Below are 16,680 nucleotides of genomic sequence, written 5' to 3'. Positions count from 1 at the left end.
TCGAGCTCCTTCAGGCGCTTGGCTTCATTCACTTCCAGTCCACCGTATTTGGACTTCCAGTTGTAGAAAGTGGCTTCACAAATACCTGCCTGGCGGCAGATATCGGCCACTTTGGCACCGGCTTCGTTCTCCTTCAGTGCCCGGATAATCTGTTCTTCTGTAAATCGCTTCTTCTTCATTTTGAGATCTCCCGCAGGGTAATATTACTGGAAATCTCTACCTTGTCATGGTGCTAAATACGGGGGAAAGGTCATTCGGAGTCTAATATGCAAAGACAAATTAACTCAGTGGAATTAAATGAATTTTACAATGCAATAGGCGGAGCCGTTTGGCATTTACAATATTTAGAACATGCTTTAGTTAATTTTGTAGTTATGAAAAGACATAAAAGAAATCCTTCTGATATAGACGCAGCATATGAAAGACTTGAAAAAGAAAGAAAAGGAACTCTCGGTTCTCTTTATGGCAGGGCCAAAGACGAAGGAATTATCCCAAAAGAATTAGAACAGAGATTTGACAAACTTATTGATGAAAGAAATTGGTTGATCCATCACTCCAGAACAAAAAATAGTGAAGACTTATATAATGATGAACTAAGAATCAATGTAATATCTAGAATAGATTCAATAATAGTAGAATCTATGGAGCTAACAAATAATTTACTAAAGTTATTATATCAGTTCATGCAATCCGAGGGCGTTGATATAGCTGAGGCAGAACGAAATGCAGAGAAAAAATTGAGCGAGTTAAAAGGTGTCTAACAATTGCGTAAACTCAGGCCATCAAAAGCGCCGCTTAGTTGGGTCAGTCGCTATCGCTCCATTATGGCACAACCAACCGCCACTTTTTCTGTCTAGTTACGCAAGACGTTAGAATGCATATGCAGTAAAAGGGGGCGGAGGGATTAAACATTAAGCAGTCGGAATGCTGCCTATTTTTTAATCCCTCCGTCCCCATTAGTTGAGTTGTAAGGCTGGCAACCAATTGAATATAGGTATTGTAATGATATCCATTGCTATAGTACTGCCCACAATATCCGTTGCATATGCCGCGCTCAATCGTGGGTCAGGAATTGTCTTCGCGTTGGCCATGGCGGCATCGGTTTGTTTGGCGTACGTTGTTTACTACTCAGTAAGATGGGATGCAGTTGGCGTGCATTATCGATGGCTCTATTCAGCGCTGTTTGTCCTGGCATGGGTTGGAAATTTCATCACAAAAAGGGAACAGCTGATAACGCTATCTAGTGATCACAGCGTGTATAGTATGGCGATACACATTGTTCTGCTGTGCATTTTCGGGTATCTGTCAATTGTCATTGCCTCTGGGTATAAATGGCGAGGTGAGTCGATAAGCCTGACCGCCCCGGTAGAGTCAAACGGATGGGTGGTCCATGGCGGTGGGACTGTTGCCGTAAATTATCACAACGGGGTAAAGGCGCAACGGTATGCGCTTGATATTATTGTGCTTGATGAAAATGGAAGGCGAGGCCGGACGTGGCTGCCCGCAGAGCTCAATGACTTCAGCAGTTTTGGCAAGTCAGTGTTGTCGCCCTGCGACGGCAAGGTGCTGGCGACTGAGAACAACCAGGAAGATCGTGCTATTGGCGAGTTGCGCGATGACAGCCCGGCGGGAAATTTCGTTCTGCTGCATTGCCACGGCAATACCGTGTTATTGGCGCACCTGAAAAAGGGTTCAGTATTGGTAAAGACGGGCGACTCGGTGGAGCCGGGCAGGCCACTGGCGAAAATAGGCAATTCCGGGCGTTCTTCGGAACCCCATCTTCACATTCATGCCGTCAAGGGAAAGGTAATGGACATGAAAATGGTTATAGCGACCGGTGAACCGGTCGCGTTGTTGATAAATGGGGAGTTTTCGCGCCGTGGCGATATCTTGCATTTGAATGAGAAGACGTCTGAATGATGAGAGTGGCCGGGCAAGATAATTTGCGGAACTTTGGGGACAGCATACTTAATTGAGGTAACGGTTAGATCGTAGTCAGGTATATTGTCCCCGGAATTCTAAGAATAGCCTGTGCCGCCGTAACAGGATAGTGCCATTGAAGGCGTCGGAGTGATTATTTACTAATCACTCCGACGGTCTGACTAGTTTGTTAGGTTAGTAACAAATACTGCACTCAGCAGCGCAATAACCGGTTGGGCTGCGCGGACAGGCAAATGGATCGCTTCCGCCACCGCCGGGAGGGCTGGGAGGATTGCATATCTGCTCCGGGGTCTCCAGATCAACCGCTACCCAACTACCATCTTTGCATATCCATGTTTTGCATGGTTTGCAAATTGTGGTGCAGCCGATGTCGTTAGGCTTGGGCTCTTGGCATGACTTTGGATCTCCCCATTCGGGTATCTTGACCTTGAGGTCAGAAATAGCGGCTAAACCGGTTTTTGCGGGACCATGGCTTTTGATGCCATCCTTGTCGCAACCTATAAGTAAAACCAGAAATAATGATGCCAGTGCTAATGATATAAATCTGCCTACGCTGCTCACGTTAGTCCTCCTGTAAAGTGGTTGTTATCGTGTTAAACGCTAACACAAATACTACACAACAAAATATCAAAATCAACGAAAATGAGCGCATGTGATTAGAAGAAAAGGTAGATTCTGTGCAGAAGGCAGAGATAATGAATAACTAACAAGTAATCAGATATTTACATATCGGGAAGGCCAGATACCATCGTAACGGCACCCGTATAAAGAAAATATCTTGGAGCGTAATGAGTAAATAGCCAGCTTTGTCGACCCTATGAGGGTCGGGTTTTGGAAGTACCCGTACAACCAAAGGGCTCGGAGTGATTAAAGTATAGGCGGTCCGGTTTCTTTTATGCCTTCCCATCAAGGTAGTGGCGCCCCAACCCGCATTGGACCAAATAAATCGCCGTCTTGCGCCACAATTTAATGTTGCATATGCCGATGCTCGCTGTGATCTTTCGGTGCGATGCTGTGACTTGAGTGCTCGTGTTGGCTGTGATCCTGCATATCATGTTGACTATGATCATGCACTCCACTGAACTCATTGGACCAGGTCAACCACACCGCCATGACAATAATGGTTACTCCAGCAACTACTCGTAGGATACGTTTGCGTGCCAACACGGTGAACCAGCCGGCGAAGATGCCTGCTGTCAGGGTGGCGGGCAGGGTGCCGACGCCGAAGGCGAGCATGAGTTGCAGGCCATCCACGGCGCTGCCGGAGGCGGTGGCCCAGGCCAGTGCCGCGTAGACCATGCCGCAGGGCAGCCAGCCCCAGATCATGCCAAATAACATGGCGTGTGCCGGTGTTTTCACCGGCAACAGTTTCTTGCCTGCGGGTTCCAGCCACGTCCACAGCGGTGCGCCGAGTTTTTCAATCATGACGAACCACGGGAACGCGCCGGCGAGATAAAGGCCAATGCCCAGCATAATAATGGCGGCGAGCCAGCTGAGCAGGCGGTGGCCGTAATCCGGGCTGATGCTGGCGAACAGTTCAGCACCGAAGAATCCCATGAGTGCGCCGATAACGCCGTAACTTGTGACGCGGCCGATGTTGTAGGCGCTGACATAGGACATGACCCGCCAGCGATGGCTGCGGATGTGTTCCGGCAGGCCAAAGCTTAGCGCGCCGATAATGCCGCCACACATGCCAACGCAATGCAGCGTGCTGGCAAGTCCCAGGAGAAAGGCGCTAATAATGGAAAATTCTGATAGATTCACCGGGAGCTCTTGAATATAGGGTCTGGTTTAACCTGGCTTGCCATGCACGATTCCCCTGAAACACCGGTTTCCGCCCCGAGGCAACACCGTGACTGACGCTGATAACGCTGGCCTCGCCCGCTGGCAGGTCTACATGGTGCGCTGTGCTGACGATACGCTGTATACCGGCGTGGCCTGTGACGTGGACAAGCGCGTGCAGGAGCACAACGAAAGTCCGCGCGGCGCCAAATATACCAAGGCGCGGCGGCCGGTGATACTGGTGTATGCCGAGGCCTGTGACGACCGGTCGCAGGCGCTGCGTCGCGAACACCAGATCAAGCAACTCACGCGTCGCGACAAGCTCAACCTGGTCGCGCGCTACAAGGTCAGCCAATGACACAACACTGGCAAGATCCGCAAGCCTATCGATATACCGGGACGTTGTCCGCGGACCAGTGGGCGTGGGAATTTCTGCGCCGCAATACGGAGTATCGGCAGGATTGGCAATGGTTTGAACCGCTGTGGCTGCAACTGGAGGCGGACTATGGCAAGCCACCGCATCGTGACATGGCGCGTTGGAAACAGGATGCCCGGGCGTGGCGATCCGAGGCGGAGCTGCACGGTTGCCAGGCCATTTGCGAGAAGCGTGGCGATGACTTGTTAATCGAATGCTGGATGGGCACCAAGTGGGGCTTCTTCAAGTTTCCGCTGGACCCGGGCCGCGATGCGCTTGATGTGGCGGACAGCCTGACCTGGCGCGCGATCACCGGCTCGGTCGATGTGCTCACCGCCGAAGACCGGCCGGACCTGGACAGCGAGTTGTCGGCGACGCTGACATTTGATTTATCGTTGCCACTCAAGGATCAGCTGGAAGACGCCAAGCGTTTCCTGGTGGCAAGCCAGCGCAAGCTGAGAAAGGCTGGCAAGCTCGATGCAACAACCATCTCGGGTAGCCGCGATCGATGGCAACAGGCGTTGCGGGTGCTGGATGCGCGTGATCAGGGCGCGACTGATGCGGATATTGTTGACTGCGTATTTGCCGGTGACAGCAACGCCTTTGCCCGTATCGCCGCCGAGGCCGATGCCCTGGCGGGCGGGGATTACCGACGCATTTTGTTGATGCCGCCTGCCTGAGCGTCGAACCGGATAGTCGCTCTCAGTAGCTGGCCTCGTCAAACGGCGGCTGGCGATTCACCAGCCCTTCCAGCATGGACAATTCATCATCAGTGTGGTTAATCATCGGTGCCTTGGTCACCAGGCCGTCAGGGTTATTCTTATATATATAGCGAGGCGCTTCATGGTGCCCGGCCGCGCCGGTTGTTCATTGATCCAGGCTGCGCCGGAAACGCGAACAACGCCCTGGGGAATCGGGCGGTTGCCCATGGCCAAAACCTGCTGAATCATGCCGCTGATGCCAAGGCCGCCCAGCGTGCCCGCGGTCAGCAGCTTGAGGGCGGTGCGCGATCAATCCTGGTGACGGGCTTGCGTGTCTTCGTGACAAGGATTCTTTTTATGGCGGGCGGCGTCTTTTGATAGTATAGGCAGCAATTCGGGGTGTGCGAACCCCTATCAAAGGTATTCAGGCAGGAGGATGCAACTATGCCATCGTTTGACGTGGTATCCGAAATTGATATGCACGAGCTGGATAACGCCATTGACCAGGCCAACCGGGAAGTGGGTAATCGCTTCGACTTCAAGGGATCGGACTCAAAGTTTGAATACGCCGATAACGTGATCTCCATGGAGTCCGGCAGTGAATTCCAGTTGCAGCAGATGCTGGACGTGTTTTTCAACAAGGCCTCCAAGCGCGGTATTGATTTGCTGTGTTTCGAGGCCGGCGAGGCCGAGGAGCGCGGCAAGCGCGCCTACCAGAAGATTACCGTCAAGCAGGGTATCGACAAGGAAATCGGCAGGAAAATCGTCAAGAAAATCAAGGACGAGAAAATGAAAGTGCAGGCGGCAATCCAGGGTGACCAGGTGCGCGTAACCGGAAAGAAGCGCGACGACTTGCAAACTGCCATTGCCATGCTAAAAGAAGCAGGACTGGGCATTCCATTACAGTTCCAGAATTTCCGTGATTAGGGCCGTTCCGGCCGGGTAGTAGTAACTTATGCGCAATGTTGTTGATTTCCTCCTGCTTGCAGCGCTGTGGGGGGCGTCGTTCCTGTTTATTCGTATCGCCGCACCGGAGTTTGGCCCCATCGCCATGCTGGAATTGCGCGTCATTATCGCCAGCCTGTTTCTTTACGGATTATTGATGGTAAAGGGCAAGCAGGCAGCCATGTGGAACAACATCCGACCGTTGTTTGTTGTTGGCATGCTTAACTCGGCCATCCCGTTCGCCTTGTTCGGTTATGCCATGCTGGTATTGAGCGCCGGCTTTGGCTCCATTATCAATGCCACCACGCCCATGTTCGCGGCACTGGTCGCGTTCTTCTGGCTCAAGGATCGACTCACCTATGCCGGTGTACTGGGCCTGGTCATTGGTTTTATTGGTGTCATTGTCCTGGTCTGGGGCAAGGGTGGTCTGACACTGGGCGGAACCGGTATCGCTATTGCCGCCGCGCTTGTTGCATCGTTCTCTTATGGCGTATCGGCCAATTACGCCAAGCGCTATGTATCGCACGTTGATCCCTTGCCTATCTCGGCCGGTACGCAGATCACTGCAGCTACCGTCATGCTGCCCTTTGCTCTATGGATGTGGCCGACGCACGAAGCCAGTCACGCGGCATGGATCAGCGTTACCTTGCTTGGCATTGCCTGCACCGGCATTGCATTTATTTTGTACTACCGTCTTGTGTCTGTCTGGGGCGTGCCCAAGACCGCGACGGTGACATTCCTGATCCCGGTGTTCGGCATGATCTGGGGCAACCTGTTCCTTGGCGAGCAGGTCACCATGAGCATGCTGACAGGCTGCGCCATTATTATTCTCGGCACCGCCATGGCTACTGGCAGAATCTTCTCGCATAACTGGTTGGCGAAGAAAACGGTCCAGCCTTAGGTTAGTGTCATGGGGATGGCATGATCACAGTGCGCACGGCGACCATCGACGATCTCGATGGCATTTGTCGTATAGCCGACGAAATCAACACACTGCATCATGAGCATGCACCGCAGGATTTTCTTCCGGCAAATGATGTGACGCGTGATCGTGACATGTGGCAACAGGCCATTGAAGCGGAAGATGGTGTGTTGTTTGTGGCATTGCGTGACAATGCCGTTATCGGTTTTGTATCCGCGATATTGATTACCAACCATCACATCAGTTTCCTGGTGCCCAAGCGTATTTGTCGTATCAACTCCGTTGTTGTCAGTGCGACCGAGCGCCGTTCCGGCGTGGCTACGCAGTTATTTGCCTGGGTGGAAAGCTGGGCGAAATCCGAATCCGCCGATCAACTGGCCTTGAATGTTGCCAACTGGAACGCCGGTGCGATTACGTTTTATGAACAAAACGGCTTTGTCGATATTTCCCGCACCATGGTCAGGCGCCTCAAGTAGTTTTATCCCCCACGCTTGCCGGGAGGGCCGGATTGATAACACGGGTTCCGAAATTGAGGTCATGCAGTAAAGCGGTCTTGGCCGACAGCGTGGCCTGATGTTCGATTTACAACAGCTGTTCCAGCTGCACCCAGACATTCTCAAGAATGACAACTTGAGCCTGCTCATTGGGATGGTAGTTGTCGTCCTGCATAAGCCGGGGATTTTCCGCCACGTCTTTGAGCAGGAAAGGTATAAAAACGGTTTTGTGTTGCTTGGCCAGTGATTCGAAATTCTGGCGAAAGCCTTGTGTATATTGCGGTCCGTAGTTGGGCGGAATCCGCACCCCGGCCAGCACAACCTTTACACCCGATTGTTGCGCCATGCGTATCATTTTCGCGATATTCTGTTTCATTTGATCGAGCGGCAGGCCGCGAAGTCCGTCATTAGCCCCCAGTTCAATGATCACTATCGACGGTTTGTATGTCTTCAGCAAATTCGGCATGCGGTTGCGACCGCCCGCCGTGGTATCGCCAGTGATACTGGCGTTGATTACCGTATATCTCGTATCGAGGGATGCCAGGCGTTTCTGCAGCAGCGATACCCAGCCTGACCTGGCGTCAATTCCGTATGCCGCGCTAAGGCTGTCACCGACCACCAATACCGTGCGCGCCTTGGCAATGCGCTTATCGTCGGTTGCGGCATTGCCATTGGCGCCTGAAAAGGCAATTATTGCAACCAGGAACAACGAGAGCAGTATTTTCCGGAGTAAATGCATACCATGACTGTACAACAGAATCGTGAGTCAATCATAACGGCCTCGGGTTTGGGCAAACAAGTGGAAACGGCGTCCGGTGCACTGACAATACTCAAGGGCATTGACCTCGAGATTGCCGGTGGCGAGAGTGTTGCCATTGTCGGCGCCTCCGGCTCGGGCAAGTCCACGTTGATTGGCTTGCTGGCCGGGCTGGATCTGGCGACGGAGGGTGATATCAGCCTGGATGGCCAGTCATTGGCAGCGCTTGATGAAGACGGGCGTGCGGCGCTGCGCAGTAACCGCGTTGGTTTTGTGTTTCAGTCGTTCCAGTTGATCGATTCCCTGACAGCCATGGAAAATGTGATGTTGCCACTGGAACTGGCCGGTAACCCGGATCCGGCTGCCGAGGCGGCGCAATGGTTGCAGCGAGTCGGGCTGACATCGCGCGTGAATCACTACCCGAACCAGTTGTCCGGCGGTGAACAACAGCGCGTGGCCATCGCCCGGGCGTTTGCCTCGCATCCGCAGATACTGTTTGCCGATGAGCCTACCGGCAATCTTGATACCGCAACCGGTCACCATATTATTGAATTGCTGTTTGAGTTGAACCGGCAGGTCGGCACGACGCTGGTACTGGTAACGCACGATCCGGCGCTGGCCGGGCAATGCGATCGCTTCATTGAGCTTGAAGGCGGCCAGTTGCTTCGCCAGGGAACAAACAAATGAATGTGCCCGGGTTTGCCTGGCGCTTCTTTCGTCGCGAGTGGCGCTCGGGAGAGATGCGTGTATTGATGGCGGCATTGCTGGTGGCAACCGGTATCAGTACCTCGTTGCACCTGTTCTCAGACCGGCTGTACCGCGCCATGATCATGCAGTCCAACGAAGTACTGGGCGCCGACCTGGTGTTGACCGGTGCGCAGCCTTCTGATGTTACCGCGTATACCAGGCCGGGTATTCGTGCCGCCGATGCCATGACATTTCCTACCGTGATCTTCCATGGTAATGAATCACAATTGGTCAGCATCAAGGCGGTATCCGGTACCTATCCACTGTACGGCGCACTAAAGGGAAGCGATCAGCTCTACGGCACTGAAACGAGTCTTGATGGCGTGCCATCAACCGGCGAGACATGGGTGCACCCGCGACTGCTGGTCGCTCTGCAGTTGTCGGTGGGTGACAGCATTGATGTGGGATACAGGAAATTCCGTATTACCAGGACGATTACCTTTGAGCCGGGCCAGGGCGGAAACTTTTTTGGCATTGCACCAAGAGTATTGATTAACAGTGCTGACGTGGCATCAACCGGTATAGTGCAGCCCGGCAGCCGGGTTACCTACCAGTACCTGTTTGCCGGCAATGAAAAATCCGTACGCGCGCTGGCTGAACAAATGCGGCGTTCGATGGAGCCCGGGCAGCAATTGGTTGATGTGCAGGAAGGGCAACCGGCCCTGGGCAATGCGCTGGTGCGCGCGCAACGGTTTCTGTCATTGATGGGCTTGATGGCGATTGTGCTGTCCGGTGTTGCCATTGCCATGTCCGCCAGTCGTTATGCGCGGCGTCATTATGATGTCGCCGCGCTGCTGCGTTGTTTTGGTGCCCGGCGCAAGCAGGTGCTGATGGTGTTTGCCGGCCTGGCGCTGTTCGCCGGACTGATCGGTTCTTCTGCGGGTGTGCTGGCCGGTGTATTCATCCAGGCAGGCCTGTTCGCGGTGTTGAGTGAAATCATTCCGGGACAAATCCCGGCAATTTCAGCAGTGCCATTATTCTCCGGCATGTTGACCGGTCTTGCCGTGCTCATCGGTTTTGCGCTGCCGCCGTTTATTGTGCTTGGCCGGGTCACGCCCTTGCGCGTACTGCGCCGTGATCTGTTGCCGGCACCGGTATCGGCCTGGGCCGGTTATGGCCTGGCACTGGCCTGTGTATTGATATTGATGTGGATCATGGCCGGTACCCTGAAGCTGGCGTTAATCATCCTGCTTGGTGCGCTGTTAATGGTGGCATTGCTGGGTATTGTTGCCTGGTTGTTATTGCGCATCAGTGGACGTGCACGCTATCTCGCCGGTGCATCGTGGCGGTTCGGTATTAACCGGTTGCTCAGGCAGATGCGCCTGAGCATCGGCCAGGTGCTGGCGTTTGCCATTGTGTTTCTTGCCCTGGTCAACACCGCCATGGTGCGCACCGATCTGATTGATACCTGGAAGTCGCAATTGCCCGATGATGCGCCCAATTATTTCCTGGTGAACATCGTGCCCGATCGGGTCGAGGCGATAACGCGGTTTTTTGAAACGCACGGGATCGCCACCACGCAACTGTATCCCATGATCCGGGGTCGAATGACACACATCAACAACAAGTCGGTGACCACGGCGGTATCCAAGGAAGCGCAGACAGACAATTCACTGCACCGGGAACTGAACCTGACGTATTCCGAAACGCTGCGTGAGGATAACAAGCTGGCGGCAGGGCGCTGGTGGCGCAGTGATGAAACCGGCAAGCCGTGGGTATCGGTGGAATCAAAACTGGCCAAGCGCCTGGGCATTAACATCGGTGATCAATTGCGCTTTTCCATCGCCGGCCAGCAATTTGACGTCGAAGTGCTCAGCCTGCGCAAGGTGCAATGGGAATCTTTCAAACCGAATTTCTACATGATGTTTCCGCCCGGCATTATTGATGATCAACCGGCAACCTGGATGACCAGTTTTTACATGCCCGTGGAGAGGCGCAGCCTGTTGCGACAACTGGCGCGTGAGTACCCGGCAGTATCGGTGCTGGAACTGGAGTCCATCATGGTCAAGGTGCGCGAGATTCTTGTGCAGGTAACCCGCGCTATCGAATACATGCTGGTATTTATTCTTGTTGCCAGCATTATTGTGCTGATTGCATCGCTTCAGGCAACCATGGATTCGCGTATGCGTGAAAATGCGCTGATGCGGGTAATGGGGGCCAGTCGTCGGCAATTACGCTCCGGCTTGCTGGCAGAACTGGCATTGCTGGGCCTGGCTGCAGGTACGCTCGCGGCCCTGTCCAACGAGGCAATTTTATACATGCTGTACAGCCAGGTGTTCGATATTGATCATGTCTTCAAGTGGCAGGTATGGTTGATTGCCCCGGTGGCCGGTGCCTTGACAATGATGATCTCTGGTTATGTTGCCGGCAGGAAGGTGTTGTCCAGGTCGCCGTTGTCCATACTCGGTAATGTATAAGCCTGTTGCCCGGAGGCGGGCCTGCTGACCTCCGGGTATATCGGGTTATTCCTTGTCGCCGGGTTCCCCGATCCAGCCCTGCAGCGCCTCGATTATTTGCCTGGCCTGGTCGGCACTGGAAATATTGAACTTGGATTTCTGCATGTACTGGCCATTGCGCTTCTGGTAACGGCGGATCGAGTATTTGTCCGGCCCGTATTCCTGTTTCTGGCGATTCCAGTCCTGGTAGCGATACATGATGGTTGACCACGCACCCTTGGTAAGCACTTTTTTGTCCAGCTCCTTGGTTACCACCTGACCATCCTCGGTATACTCTATGGTCAGTTCGTCTACGGTTTCAGCCATTCTTCTACTCCGTCTGTGTGATCGGTAAGATTATAGTCTACGCAATAACAGAGTGTGACTGCAATTACCAGTCGTATTTCAACGTCATCCCGGCAATATGGGCAGGTATCGTAAACAATATCCGGCGCATCGCTCTGATCGTGCCCGGCAGCGTTGATGACGATATGACCGGTTATGCGGCACGCGGATATGGTGAGCAGGATCAATCAATGTTTCACTGTGATGGCCCTGCCTGACTGATACGATCACCGCGGGCATCCGGCCTTGTGCGCTGTTGCATCAATCGTGAGGCGTTCCTCAATTCAGCGAGAATCTGTATATGGACCAGGCAAGCAGCTGCCCGGCAGCCCGATCGAGACAGCTTTGATAGTCATGCTCCAGCCTCTATCGGCAATAGCGCCCGGGCGGGGATTTGGCTGACAGGATTTTTGGCCTCGAGCTGGTACACTTGCACCTGAACAAACCGGAGGATTGGAAGTGCCTGAAGTTGTAGGTGATTTGAGAAAGATGCGCTCGGAACTGTCCGAGCCAGTCAATTATGTTCTGCCGGTCGGCGATCAGCTTGTCGACATGAATGCCTTGATTGGCAGGGAAATCAGTTTCCAATTTACCGGCGACATTCATTGTGTCTCCTGTGGTCGCAAAACCGGCAAGAGCTTCAACCAGGGTCATTGTTTCCCGTGCTTCCGCAGCCTGGCCAGTTGCGACAGTTGCATCATCAAGCCGGAACAATGCCATCATGCCGAGGGTACCTGCCGTGAACCGGCATGGGCGGAAGATAATTGTATGCAGCCGCACGTGGTCTACTTGGCTAACTCTTCCGGTCTAAAGGTGGGTATTACCCGGCAGTCACAAATTCCCACTCGCTGGATCGACCAGGGCGCGGTCCAGGCTATCCCGCTTTTCCAGGTATCACAGCGGTATTATTCGGGTTTATTGGAAGATGGGCTGAAACAGTACCTGAATGACAAGACTGACTGGCGTCGCATGCTCAAGAGTCAGCCGGAACAGGTCGATATGGTTTCTGAACGTGAACGCGTCCTGGCCCTGGCCAATGGACTGGTATCAGGTATTCGCAGCCGTTTTGGTGATGAAGCGGTCAGCGCGTTGTTGCCGGAGCCAGTTGTACTCAATTACCCGGTAACAACCTATCCGGACAAGGTCAAGGCGCATAACTTTGACAAGACCGCCGAGGTTTCGGGTGTACTTCAGGGTATCAAAGGACAGTATTTGATTCTCAATTCCGGGGTTTTGAATATCCGCAAGTTTGGCGGATATCGTGTCAGGGTGCAGTATTAATCAGAAACGGGTATTCACCTTGTTTCTAGAATAATAATGTAAGCGATTGATTGTTTGGGTATGCAGTTTTTCTGGCCCGCGAACCTGGTCGCGACGCGTAAAATGGGTTTGTTATTTGTTAGCAGCCTCGGGTAAAGTTGATGCTGGACCGAGGCATGGATCAGGGTTCGAGGTGGGGTCTCATTATCTTGATCAGGGAAAATGCATTGACAGATAACACCACCACATCGACTGACTCACACTGGCAGCAACTGGCTGAGATGCTTGAATCGTTAAAGCATACGGCCGCGGGCGCCAGTGTCTACGATCAGCTGCATCGCGTATTGCAGGACTGGCAGCAGGCCAGGGTTCTGACAGACCGCGCGCACGGCATGTTGTTTTCGTTTCTTCTTGAATCCTGCCAGGATCAATCAAACGCGGATGCCTTGCTGGAGATGAATGCCCGGCTGATCCGCGCCCGCGATCTCTATACAAAATCCCCGACAGGTTTACAGCAACTCATGACTGGGTGCGCCGACCCGGAACAGCTGGTGGCACAGCTGGCGTCATTGAAAAAAGGCATGGATGTGCCGACCAAGCCGGTTGATTCCGGTGCCGAAGTCGGGTTACCACCGCAGCCGGGTGTGAAAGTCTATGAGTCGACGCCGAACGTGGAGCGTCGCGTGAACACGGCCTACCGGCATCATCTTGATCAGAAGCGAAGCGAGATCGAGCGTATACAGGATGCGCTGGAAAATGAGGCGCGCGAAGCCATGGCCCAGAACAAGGAGTTCGGCGCATTGCTGCAGACCGAGCTGGCAGCGCTGGAATCGCTCGACAGTGTTGATGAGCTTGAGCAGCTGAAACAGATACTGATTGGCGGTACCCGGGAATTGCTTGATGGTCAACGTGTGCTTCAGTCGAGACTGGCCGGATCCTGGGAATACATGAGCCTGATCAGGTCGAGCAGCGAGAACCTGCGCGATGAGCTGAACAAGGTCAGGTTATTGAGCCTGACCGATGATTTTACCAGCCTGCCCAATCGCCGGGCATTTATGCGTCGGTTGGAAGACGAGATTGGCAGGGCGCAACGCTACGGTACGCCGCTGGCGCTGGCATTGATTGATCTCGATAACTTCAAGGATGTAAACGATGAGTATGGGCACTCCGCCGGTGATGATGTGCTCAAGTGGTACGCTGCCAGGCCGTTGTCTATCTTTCGTCATTACGACATGGTTGCGCGCTACGGCGGCGAGGAGTTTTCCATTCTGTTGCCAAGTACCGACGAGACCGGCGCAGTGCGTGCCCTGGAAAAGGCTGCTGAAGTTATCGTCGACGAAATCCTGGAGCACAAGGGTGGACGGATTGCGGTACCGACGTTTTCAGCAGGCTTGACTCTTTATCGTCCGGGCGAATCCATTGCCGATTTGATTGATCGTGCAGATCGGGCCATGTATCGTGCCAAGCATAATGGTCGAAACCGGGTAGAAATTGATACCGCTGTTGACCCGGGTTCGAGTAAAGCCATGCATTAACGGTTTGTTCACAACCAGTTTCAACGCGAGGGGTGTTTATGGCGTCGCCTGATAATGAAAAAAATCGATGGAGCAAACGCCGCGAGATCGAGGTCGATGTCGTAATTCATGACGGCAAGCATCAGCCCATGCGTGGCGTCATGGTAAATATCAGTGTGGGTGGCGCCTATATTGAGATCGAGGCGCCGAGGCCGGCAATGAACGCGGCGGTTGCCGTGGATTTCAAGGCCGAGATAAATGGCGAGACCAGCTATTACCATATGCCGGCCAAGGTTGTGCACGTGGACGAGGCGGGAATCGGGCTGGTTTTCGAGGACTACGACAGCGATACCGTGGATGCGCTCAAGCAGTTGATGCGCGCGACCATCGAATAGTCCTGGTTCACCGGGGAGTTTTTGAAACAGGGATGACGTTCCCGGGTGTTGTGGGCCAGGTGCGGTTCAGCCGGAAACCGCCGCTCGCCGCTTGTTGACGGCTTCCGCCAGTTCACGCAGCAGTTGTTCTGAATCATCCCAGCCGATACAGGCGTCGGTGATGCTTTGGCCGTAGGCCAGTGGCTGTCCCGGGATCACCTCCTGACGTCCGGCCACCAGGTGGCTTTCAATCATGGCGCCGATAATGCGTCGGTCGCCGGCAGCAATCTGTGCCGCTACATTACGACCCACATCAACCTGGCGCTGGTGCTGCTTCTGGCTGTTGGCGTGAGAGAAGTCAATCATGATCCTGGGGGCAAGGTTGGCGGCCTCCAGTTCGACCGCCGCCTCGTTGACACTGACGGCGTCGTAGTTGGGCTTTTTCCCGCCCCGAAGAATGATGTGACAGTCTTCGTTGCCGCCGGTAGCGAAAATGGCCGACCGACCTGCCTTGGTCAGGGACAGGAAAGTGTGCGGACGACTGGCGGCGGAAATGGCGTCGATGGCGATTTTCAGCACGCCATCGGTGCCGTTTTTGAAACCTACCGGAGACGATACTCCGGATGCCAGCTCACGATGCACCTGGCTTTCGGTCGTGCGTGCGCCAATGGCGCCCCAGCTGATCAGGTCGGCCAGGTATTGGGGTGTAATCAAGTCCAGGTACTCGGTTGCCGCCGGAACGCCCATGTCGTTGAGGTCGGCCAGCAGACCGCGTGCCAATTTCAGACCCTTGTTGATCTCGTAGCTGTCGTCCAGGTTCGGGTCATTAATGAGACCCTTCCAGCCAACCGTTGTGCGCGGCTTTTCAAAGTACACGCGCATGATAATCAGCAGGTCGCGGGATAGTTCCTCGCGAATGCTTTTCAGTTTCGCGGCGTATTCGCGCGCGGCGGTCACATCATGAATGGAGCAGGGACCGATAATAACCACCAGCCGGTCATCACTTCCGTAAAGGATATCGTGAACCTGGCGACGGGTTTCATGAATGGTCTTGCTCGCGGCTTCGGTTGCCGGGAACTCGGCGTTCAGCACTTCCGGGGGCTCGACTTCGGTAATGCCCTGGATGCGGAGATCATCGGTTTTGAACTTCATGGTCTGGATATCGTACGGCAAGATATTATTTCGAGGCGGCAGTTATACCTTAATTGCACCGTCAATTCGAGCATCGAATACCATGCCGGGGTCTGTGCGTAGCTGCCTGGCTCAGGCACAATGCCGATCATGTCCGTAATTGCAGCCGAAATACCCCCTTACCGTATCCGCGAAAGCAAGCGCGCCCGCCGTGCCCGTATCCAGGTATCGCCTATGGGCGAGGTGGAAGTGGTGGTGCCCCGCGGGTTTAACCAGTCACTGATACCGGGATTCATGAATGGTCATCGCCAATGGCTTGCCCGGACCCTGGCCCGAAACCAAGCCAGCCGGCCAGCCGAGCTGGATGCCGCGGTACCTGCTGGCATGCACCTGGCAGCCTCCGGGCAGAGCTATGAGCTGAGCTATCGGCAGGGCGGTCGTAGTGCTGTCCGGGTTGTGGATGGCGGCCTGGTTGTAACCCTGTCGAGCCGTACCAACCTGCATGAGTTGTTGCAGCGCTGGTTGTCCGGGCAGGCGCGCAGCTGGCTTGGGAGCAAGCTGGACGAGTTGGCCGCCTGGAGCGGGCTCGAGTTTGGACGGCTCAGCATACGCGGACAGCGCAGTCGCTGGGGCAGTTGTTCATCATCCGGTGATATCAGCCTGAATCGCGCGTTGATGTTTTTACCCGCGGATATGGCGGAATACGTGTTGATTCACGAGTTATGTCATACACGTCACATGAATCATTCCCGTAAGTTCTGGGCGCTGGTGGCGGAATTGCAGCCGGATTATCGCCAGCTGGATCGTCGCTTGCGCCAAGGCTGGCAGCATGTGCCACGCTGGGCAGTAGCCCGCAGCGGGGAGTCGGGGACGGGGTTCCTGGTCGAATAAAAACTCCGGCGACCACCCGTCAGGGC

General features: G+C 54.3%; 19 protein-coding genes. 13 read left to right on the top strand and 6 right to left on the bottom strand.

The window, feature by feature from the left end:
* On the bottom strand, positions 1 to 179 hold a 179-nt coding region (locus OEZ10_04025), incomplete at its 3' end, for a transposase (GenBank protein MDH5632142.1).
* 87 nt (positions 180 to 266) lie between these two features.
* On the opposite strand from OEZ10_04025, the gene OEZ10_04020 reads away from it, so the two are divergent.
* Both OEZ10_04020 and OEZ10_04015 read left to right on the top strand, forming a co-directional pair.
* Positions 267 to 761: a hypothetical protein gene (locus tag OEZ10_04020; GenBank protein ID MDH5632141.1), complete on the top strand. Its 495-nt coding sequence runs from the start codon at positions 267 to 269 to the stop codon at positions 759 to 761.
* 502 nt (positions 762 to 1,263) lie between these two features.
* Complete coding sequence (locus OEZ10_04015) at positions 1,264 to 1,920, top strand: M23 family metallopeptidase (GenBank protein ID MDH5632140.1); 657 nt, start codon at positions 1,264 to 1,266, stop codon at positions 1,918 to 1,920.
* A gap of 987 nt (positions 1,921 to 2,907) precedes the next feature.
* On the opposite strand, the gene OEZ10_04010 is transcribed toward OEZ10_04015, so the two are convergent.
* A complete protein-coding gene (locus OEZ10_04010; GenBank protein MDH5632139.1) occupies positions 2,908 to 3,705 on the bottom strand; it encodes a sulfite exporter TauE/SafE family protein in 798 nt (265 codons plus the stop codon).
* A gap of 88 nt (positions 3,706 to 3,793) precedes the next feature.
* Here OEZ10_04010 and OEZ10_04005 point away from each other — a divergent pair, with 88 nt between their 5' ends.
* Complete coding sequence (locus OEZ10_04005) at positions 3,794 to 4,081, top strand: GIY-YIG nuclease family protein (GenBank protein MDH5632138.1); 288 nt, start codon at positions 3,794 to 3,796, stop codon at positions 4,079 to 4,081.
* Positions 4,078 to 4,818 carry a DUF2285 domain-containing protein gene (locus OEZ10_04000; GenBank protein ID MDH5632137.1) on the top strand — a complete coding sequence of 247 codons (741 nt, stop codon included), beginning with the start codon at positions 4,078 to 4,080 and terminating at the stop codon, positions 4,816 to 4,818. The genes OEZ10_04005 and OEZ10_04000 overlap by 4 nt, the downstream gene beginning before the upstream one ends.
* A gap of 117 nt (positions 4,819 to 4,935) precedes the next feature.
* Here the strand turns inward: OEZ10_04000 and OEZ10_03995 are convergent, their stop codons facing one another.
* Positions 4,936 to 5,088 (bottom strand): hypothetical protein, encoded by a 153-nt coding sequence (locus OEZ10_03995; GenBank protein ID MDH5632136.1) that lies wholly within the window; start codon positions 5,086 to 5,088, stop codon positions 4,936 to 4,938.
* A gap of 195 nt (positions 5,089 to 5,283) precedes the next feature.
* Here OEZ10_03995 and OEZ10_03990 point away from each other — a divergent pair, with 195 nt between their 5' ends.
* From OEZ10_03990 to OEZ10_03980, 3 genes are read left to right on the top strand one after another with little or no spacing between them, the layout of a single operon-like run.
* Positions 5,284 to 5,766 carry a YajQ family cyclic di-GMP-binding protein gene (locus tag OEZ10_03990; protein ID MDH5632135.1) on the top strand — a complete coding sequence of 161 codons (483 nt, stop codon included), beginning with the start codon at positions 5,284 to 5,286 and terminating at the stop codon, positions 5,764 to 5,766.
* A gap of 28 nt (positions 5,767 to 5,794) precedes the next feature.
* Positions 5,795 to 6,685, top strand: coding sequence for a DMT family transporter (locus OEZ10_03985; GenBank protein ID MDH5632134.1), 891 nt, complete (start codon positions 5,795 to 5,797; stop codon positions 6,683 to 6,685).
* Positions 6,686 to 6,705: 20 nt separating this feature from the next.
* The gene (locus OEZ10_03980) at positions 6,706 to 7,182 is read left to right on the top strand and encodes a GNAT family N-acetyltransferase (protein ID MDH5632133.1); all 477 of its coding nucleotides are present in this window, start codon (positions 6,706 to 6,708) and stop codon (positions 7,180 to 7,182) included.
* A 106-nt stretch (positions 7,183 to 7,288) separates the two neighbouring features.
* Here the strand turns inward: OEZ10_03980 and OEZ10_03975 are convergent, their stop codons facing one another.
* The gene (locus OEZ10_03975) at positions 7,289 to 7,939 is read right to left on the bottom strand and encodes an arylesterase (protein MDH5632132.1); all 651 of its coding nucleotides are present in this window, start codon (positions 7,937 to 7,939) and stop codon (positions 7,289 to 7,291) included.
* A gap of 3 nt (positions 7,940 to 7,942) precedes the next feature.
* Here OEZ10_03975 and OEZ10_03970 point away from each other — a divergent pair, with 3 nt between their 5' ends.
* Both OEZ10_03970 and OEZ10_03965 read left to right on the top strand, forming a co-directional pair.
* On the top strand, positions 7,943 to 8,644 hold the full coding sequence (locus tag OEZ10_03970) for an ABC transporter ATP-binding protein (protein ID MDH5632131.1): 702 nt from the start codon (positions 7,943 to 7,945) through the stop codon (positions 8,642 to 8,644).
* On the top strand, positions 8,641 to 11,121 hold the full coding sequence (locus OEZ10_03965) for an FtsX-like permease family protein (protein MDH5632130.1): 2,481 nt from the start codon (positions 8,641 to 8,643) through the stop codon (positions 11,119 to 11,121). Before OEZ10_03970 ends, OEZ10_03965 begins: the two co-directional genes overlap by 4 nt.
* A gap of 45 nt (positions 11,122 to 11,166) precedes the next feature.
* Here the strand turns inward: OEZ10_03965 and OEZ10_03960 are convergent, their stop codons facing one another.
* On the bottom strand, positions 11,167 to 11,466 hold the full coding sequence (locus OEZ10_03960; GenBank protein ID MDH5632129.1) for a hypothetical protein: 300 nt from the start codon (positions 11,464 to 11,466) through the stop codon (positions 11,167 to 11,169).
* Positions 11,467 to 11,973: 507 nt separating this feature from the next.
* On the opposite strand from OEZ10_03960, the gene OEZ10_03955 reads away from it, so the two are divergent.
* From OEZ10_03955 to OEZ10_03945, 3 genes are all read left to right on the top strand, one after another.
* Positions 11,974 to 12,765 (top strand): DUF2797 domain-containing protein, encoded by a 792-nt coding sequence (locus tag OEZ10_03955; protein ID MDH5632128.1) that lies wholly within the window; start codon positions 11,974 to 11,976, stop codon positions 12,763 to 12,765.
* 206 nt (positions 12,766 to 12,971) lie between these two features.
* On the top strand, positions 12,972 to 14,279 hold the full coding sequence (locus OEZ10_03950) for a GGDEF domain-containing protein (protein ID MDH5632127.1): 1,308 nt from the start codon (positions 12,972 to 12,974) through the stop codon (positions 14,277 to 14,279).
* Positions 14,280 to 14,317: 38 nt separating this feature from the next.
* Positions 14,318 to 14,653: a PilZ domain-containing protein gene (locus tag OEZ10_03945; GenBank protein MDH5632126.1), complete on the top strand. Its 336-nt coding sequence runs from the start codon at positions 14,318 to 14,320 to the stop codon at positions 14,651 to 14,653.
* A 66-nt stretch (positions 14,654 to 14,719) separates the two neighbouring features.
* On the opposite strand, the gene aroG is transcribed toward OEZ10_03945, so the two are convergent.
* Positions 14,720 to 15,784 (bottom strand): 3-deoxy-7-phosphoheptulonate synthase AroG, encoded by a 1,065-nt coding sequence (aroG, locus tag OEZ10_03940; GenBank protein ID MDH5632125.1) that lies wholly within the window; start codon positions 15,782 to 15,784, stop codon positions 14,720 to 14,722.
* A 129-nt stretch (positions 15,785 to 15,913) separates the two neighbouring features.
* Between aroG and OEZ10_03935 the strand changes: the two genes are divergently transcribed.
* Positions 15,914 to 16,654, top strand: coding sequence for a M48 family metallopeptidase (locus OEZ10_03935; GenBank protein ID MDH5632124.1), 741 nt, complete (start codon positions 15,914 to 15,916; stop codon positions 16,652 to 16,654).
* The last annotated feature ends 26 nt before the right edge of the window (positions 16,655 to 16,680 follow it).

The organism is Gammaproteobacteria bacterium (genome assembly GCA_029880545.1).
Lineage (GTDB): Bacteria > Pseudomonadota > Gammaproteobacteria > Acidiferrobacterales > SZUA-150 > JAOUOD01.
This window is presented reverse-complemented; position numbering and strand designations above follow the sequence as displayed.

What these genes read in the sequence shown, in the direction of transcription:
- OEZ10_04020 (MDH5632141.1), top strand. Translation starts at nt 267, where the DNA reads ATGCAAAGACAAATTAACTCAGTGGAATTAAATGAATTTTACAATGCA.
- OEZ10_04015 (MDH5632140.1), top strand. Translation starts at nt 1,264, where the DNA reads ATGGCGATACACATTGTTCTGCTGTGCATTTTCGGGTATCTGTCAATT.
- OEZ10_04000 (MDH5632137.1), top strand. Translation starts at nt 4,078, where the DNA reads ATGACACAACACTGGCAAGATCCGCAAGCCTATCGATATACCGGGACG.
- OEZ10_03995 (MDH5632136.1), bottom strand. Translation starts at nt 5,088, where the DNA reads ATGATTCAGCAGGTTTTGGCCATGGGCAACCGCCCGATTCCCCAGGGC.
- OEZ10_03990 (MDH5632135.1), top strand. Translation starts at nt 5,284, where the DNA reads ATGCCATCGTTTGACGTGGTATCCGAAATTGATATGCACGAGCTGGAT.
- OEZ10_03985 (MDH5632134.1), top strand. Translation starts at nt 5,795, where the DNA reads ATGCGCAATGTTGTTGATTTCCTCCTGCTTGCAGCGCTGTGGGGGGCG.
- OEZ10_03980 (MDH5632133.1), top strand. Translation starts at nt 6,706, where the DNA reads ATGATCACAGTGCGCACGGCGACCATCGACGATCTCGATGGCATTTGT.
- OEZ10_03975 (MDH5632132.1), bottom strand. Translation starts at nt 7,939, where the DNA reads ATGCATTTACTCCGGAAAATACTGCTCTCGTTGTTCCTGGTTGCAATA.
- OEZ10_03970 (MDH5632131.1), top strand. Translation starts at nt 7,943, where the DNA reads ATGACTGTACAACAGAATCGTGAGTCAATCATAACGGCCTCGGGTTTG.
- OEZ10_03965 (MDH5632130.1), top strand. Translation starts at nt 8,641, where the DNA reads ATGAATGTGCCCGGGTTTGCCTGGCGCTTCTTTCGTCGCGAGTGGCGC.
- OEZ10_03960 (MDH5632129.1), bottom strand. Translation starts at nt 11,466, where the DNA reads ATGGCTGAAACCGTAGACGAACTGACCATAGAGTATACCGAGGATGGT.
- OEZ10_03955 (MDH5632128.1), top strand. Translation starts at nt 11,974, where the DNA reads ATGCGCTCGGAACTGTCCGAGCCAGTCAATTATGTTCTGCCGGTCGGC.
- OEZ10_03945 (MDH5632126.1), top strand. Translation starts at nt 14,318, where the DNA reads ATGGCGTCGCCTGATAATGAAAAAAATCGATGGAGCAAACGCCGCGAG.
- aroG (MDH5632125.1), bottom strand. Translation starts at nt 15,784, where the DNA reads ATGAAGTTCAAAACCGATGATCTCCGCATCCAGGGCATTACCGAAGTC.
- OEZ10_03935 (MDH5632124.1), top strand. Translation starts at nt 15,914, where the DNA reads ATGTCCGTAATTGCAGCCGAAATACCCCCTTACCGTATCCGCGAAAGC.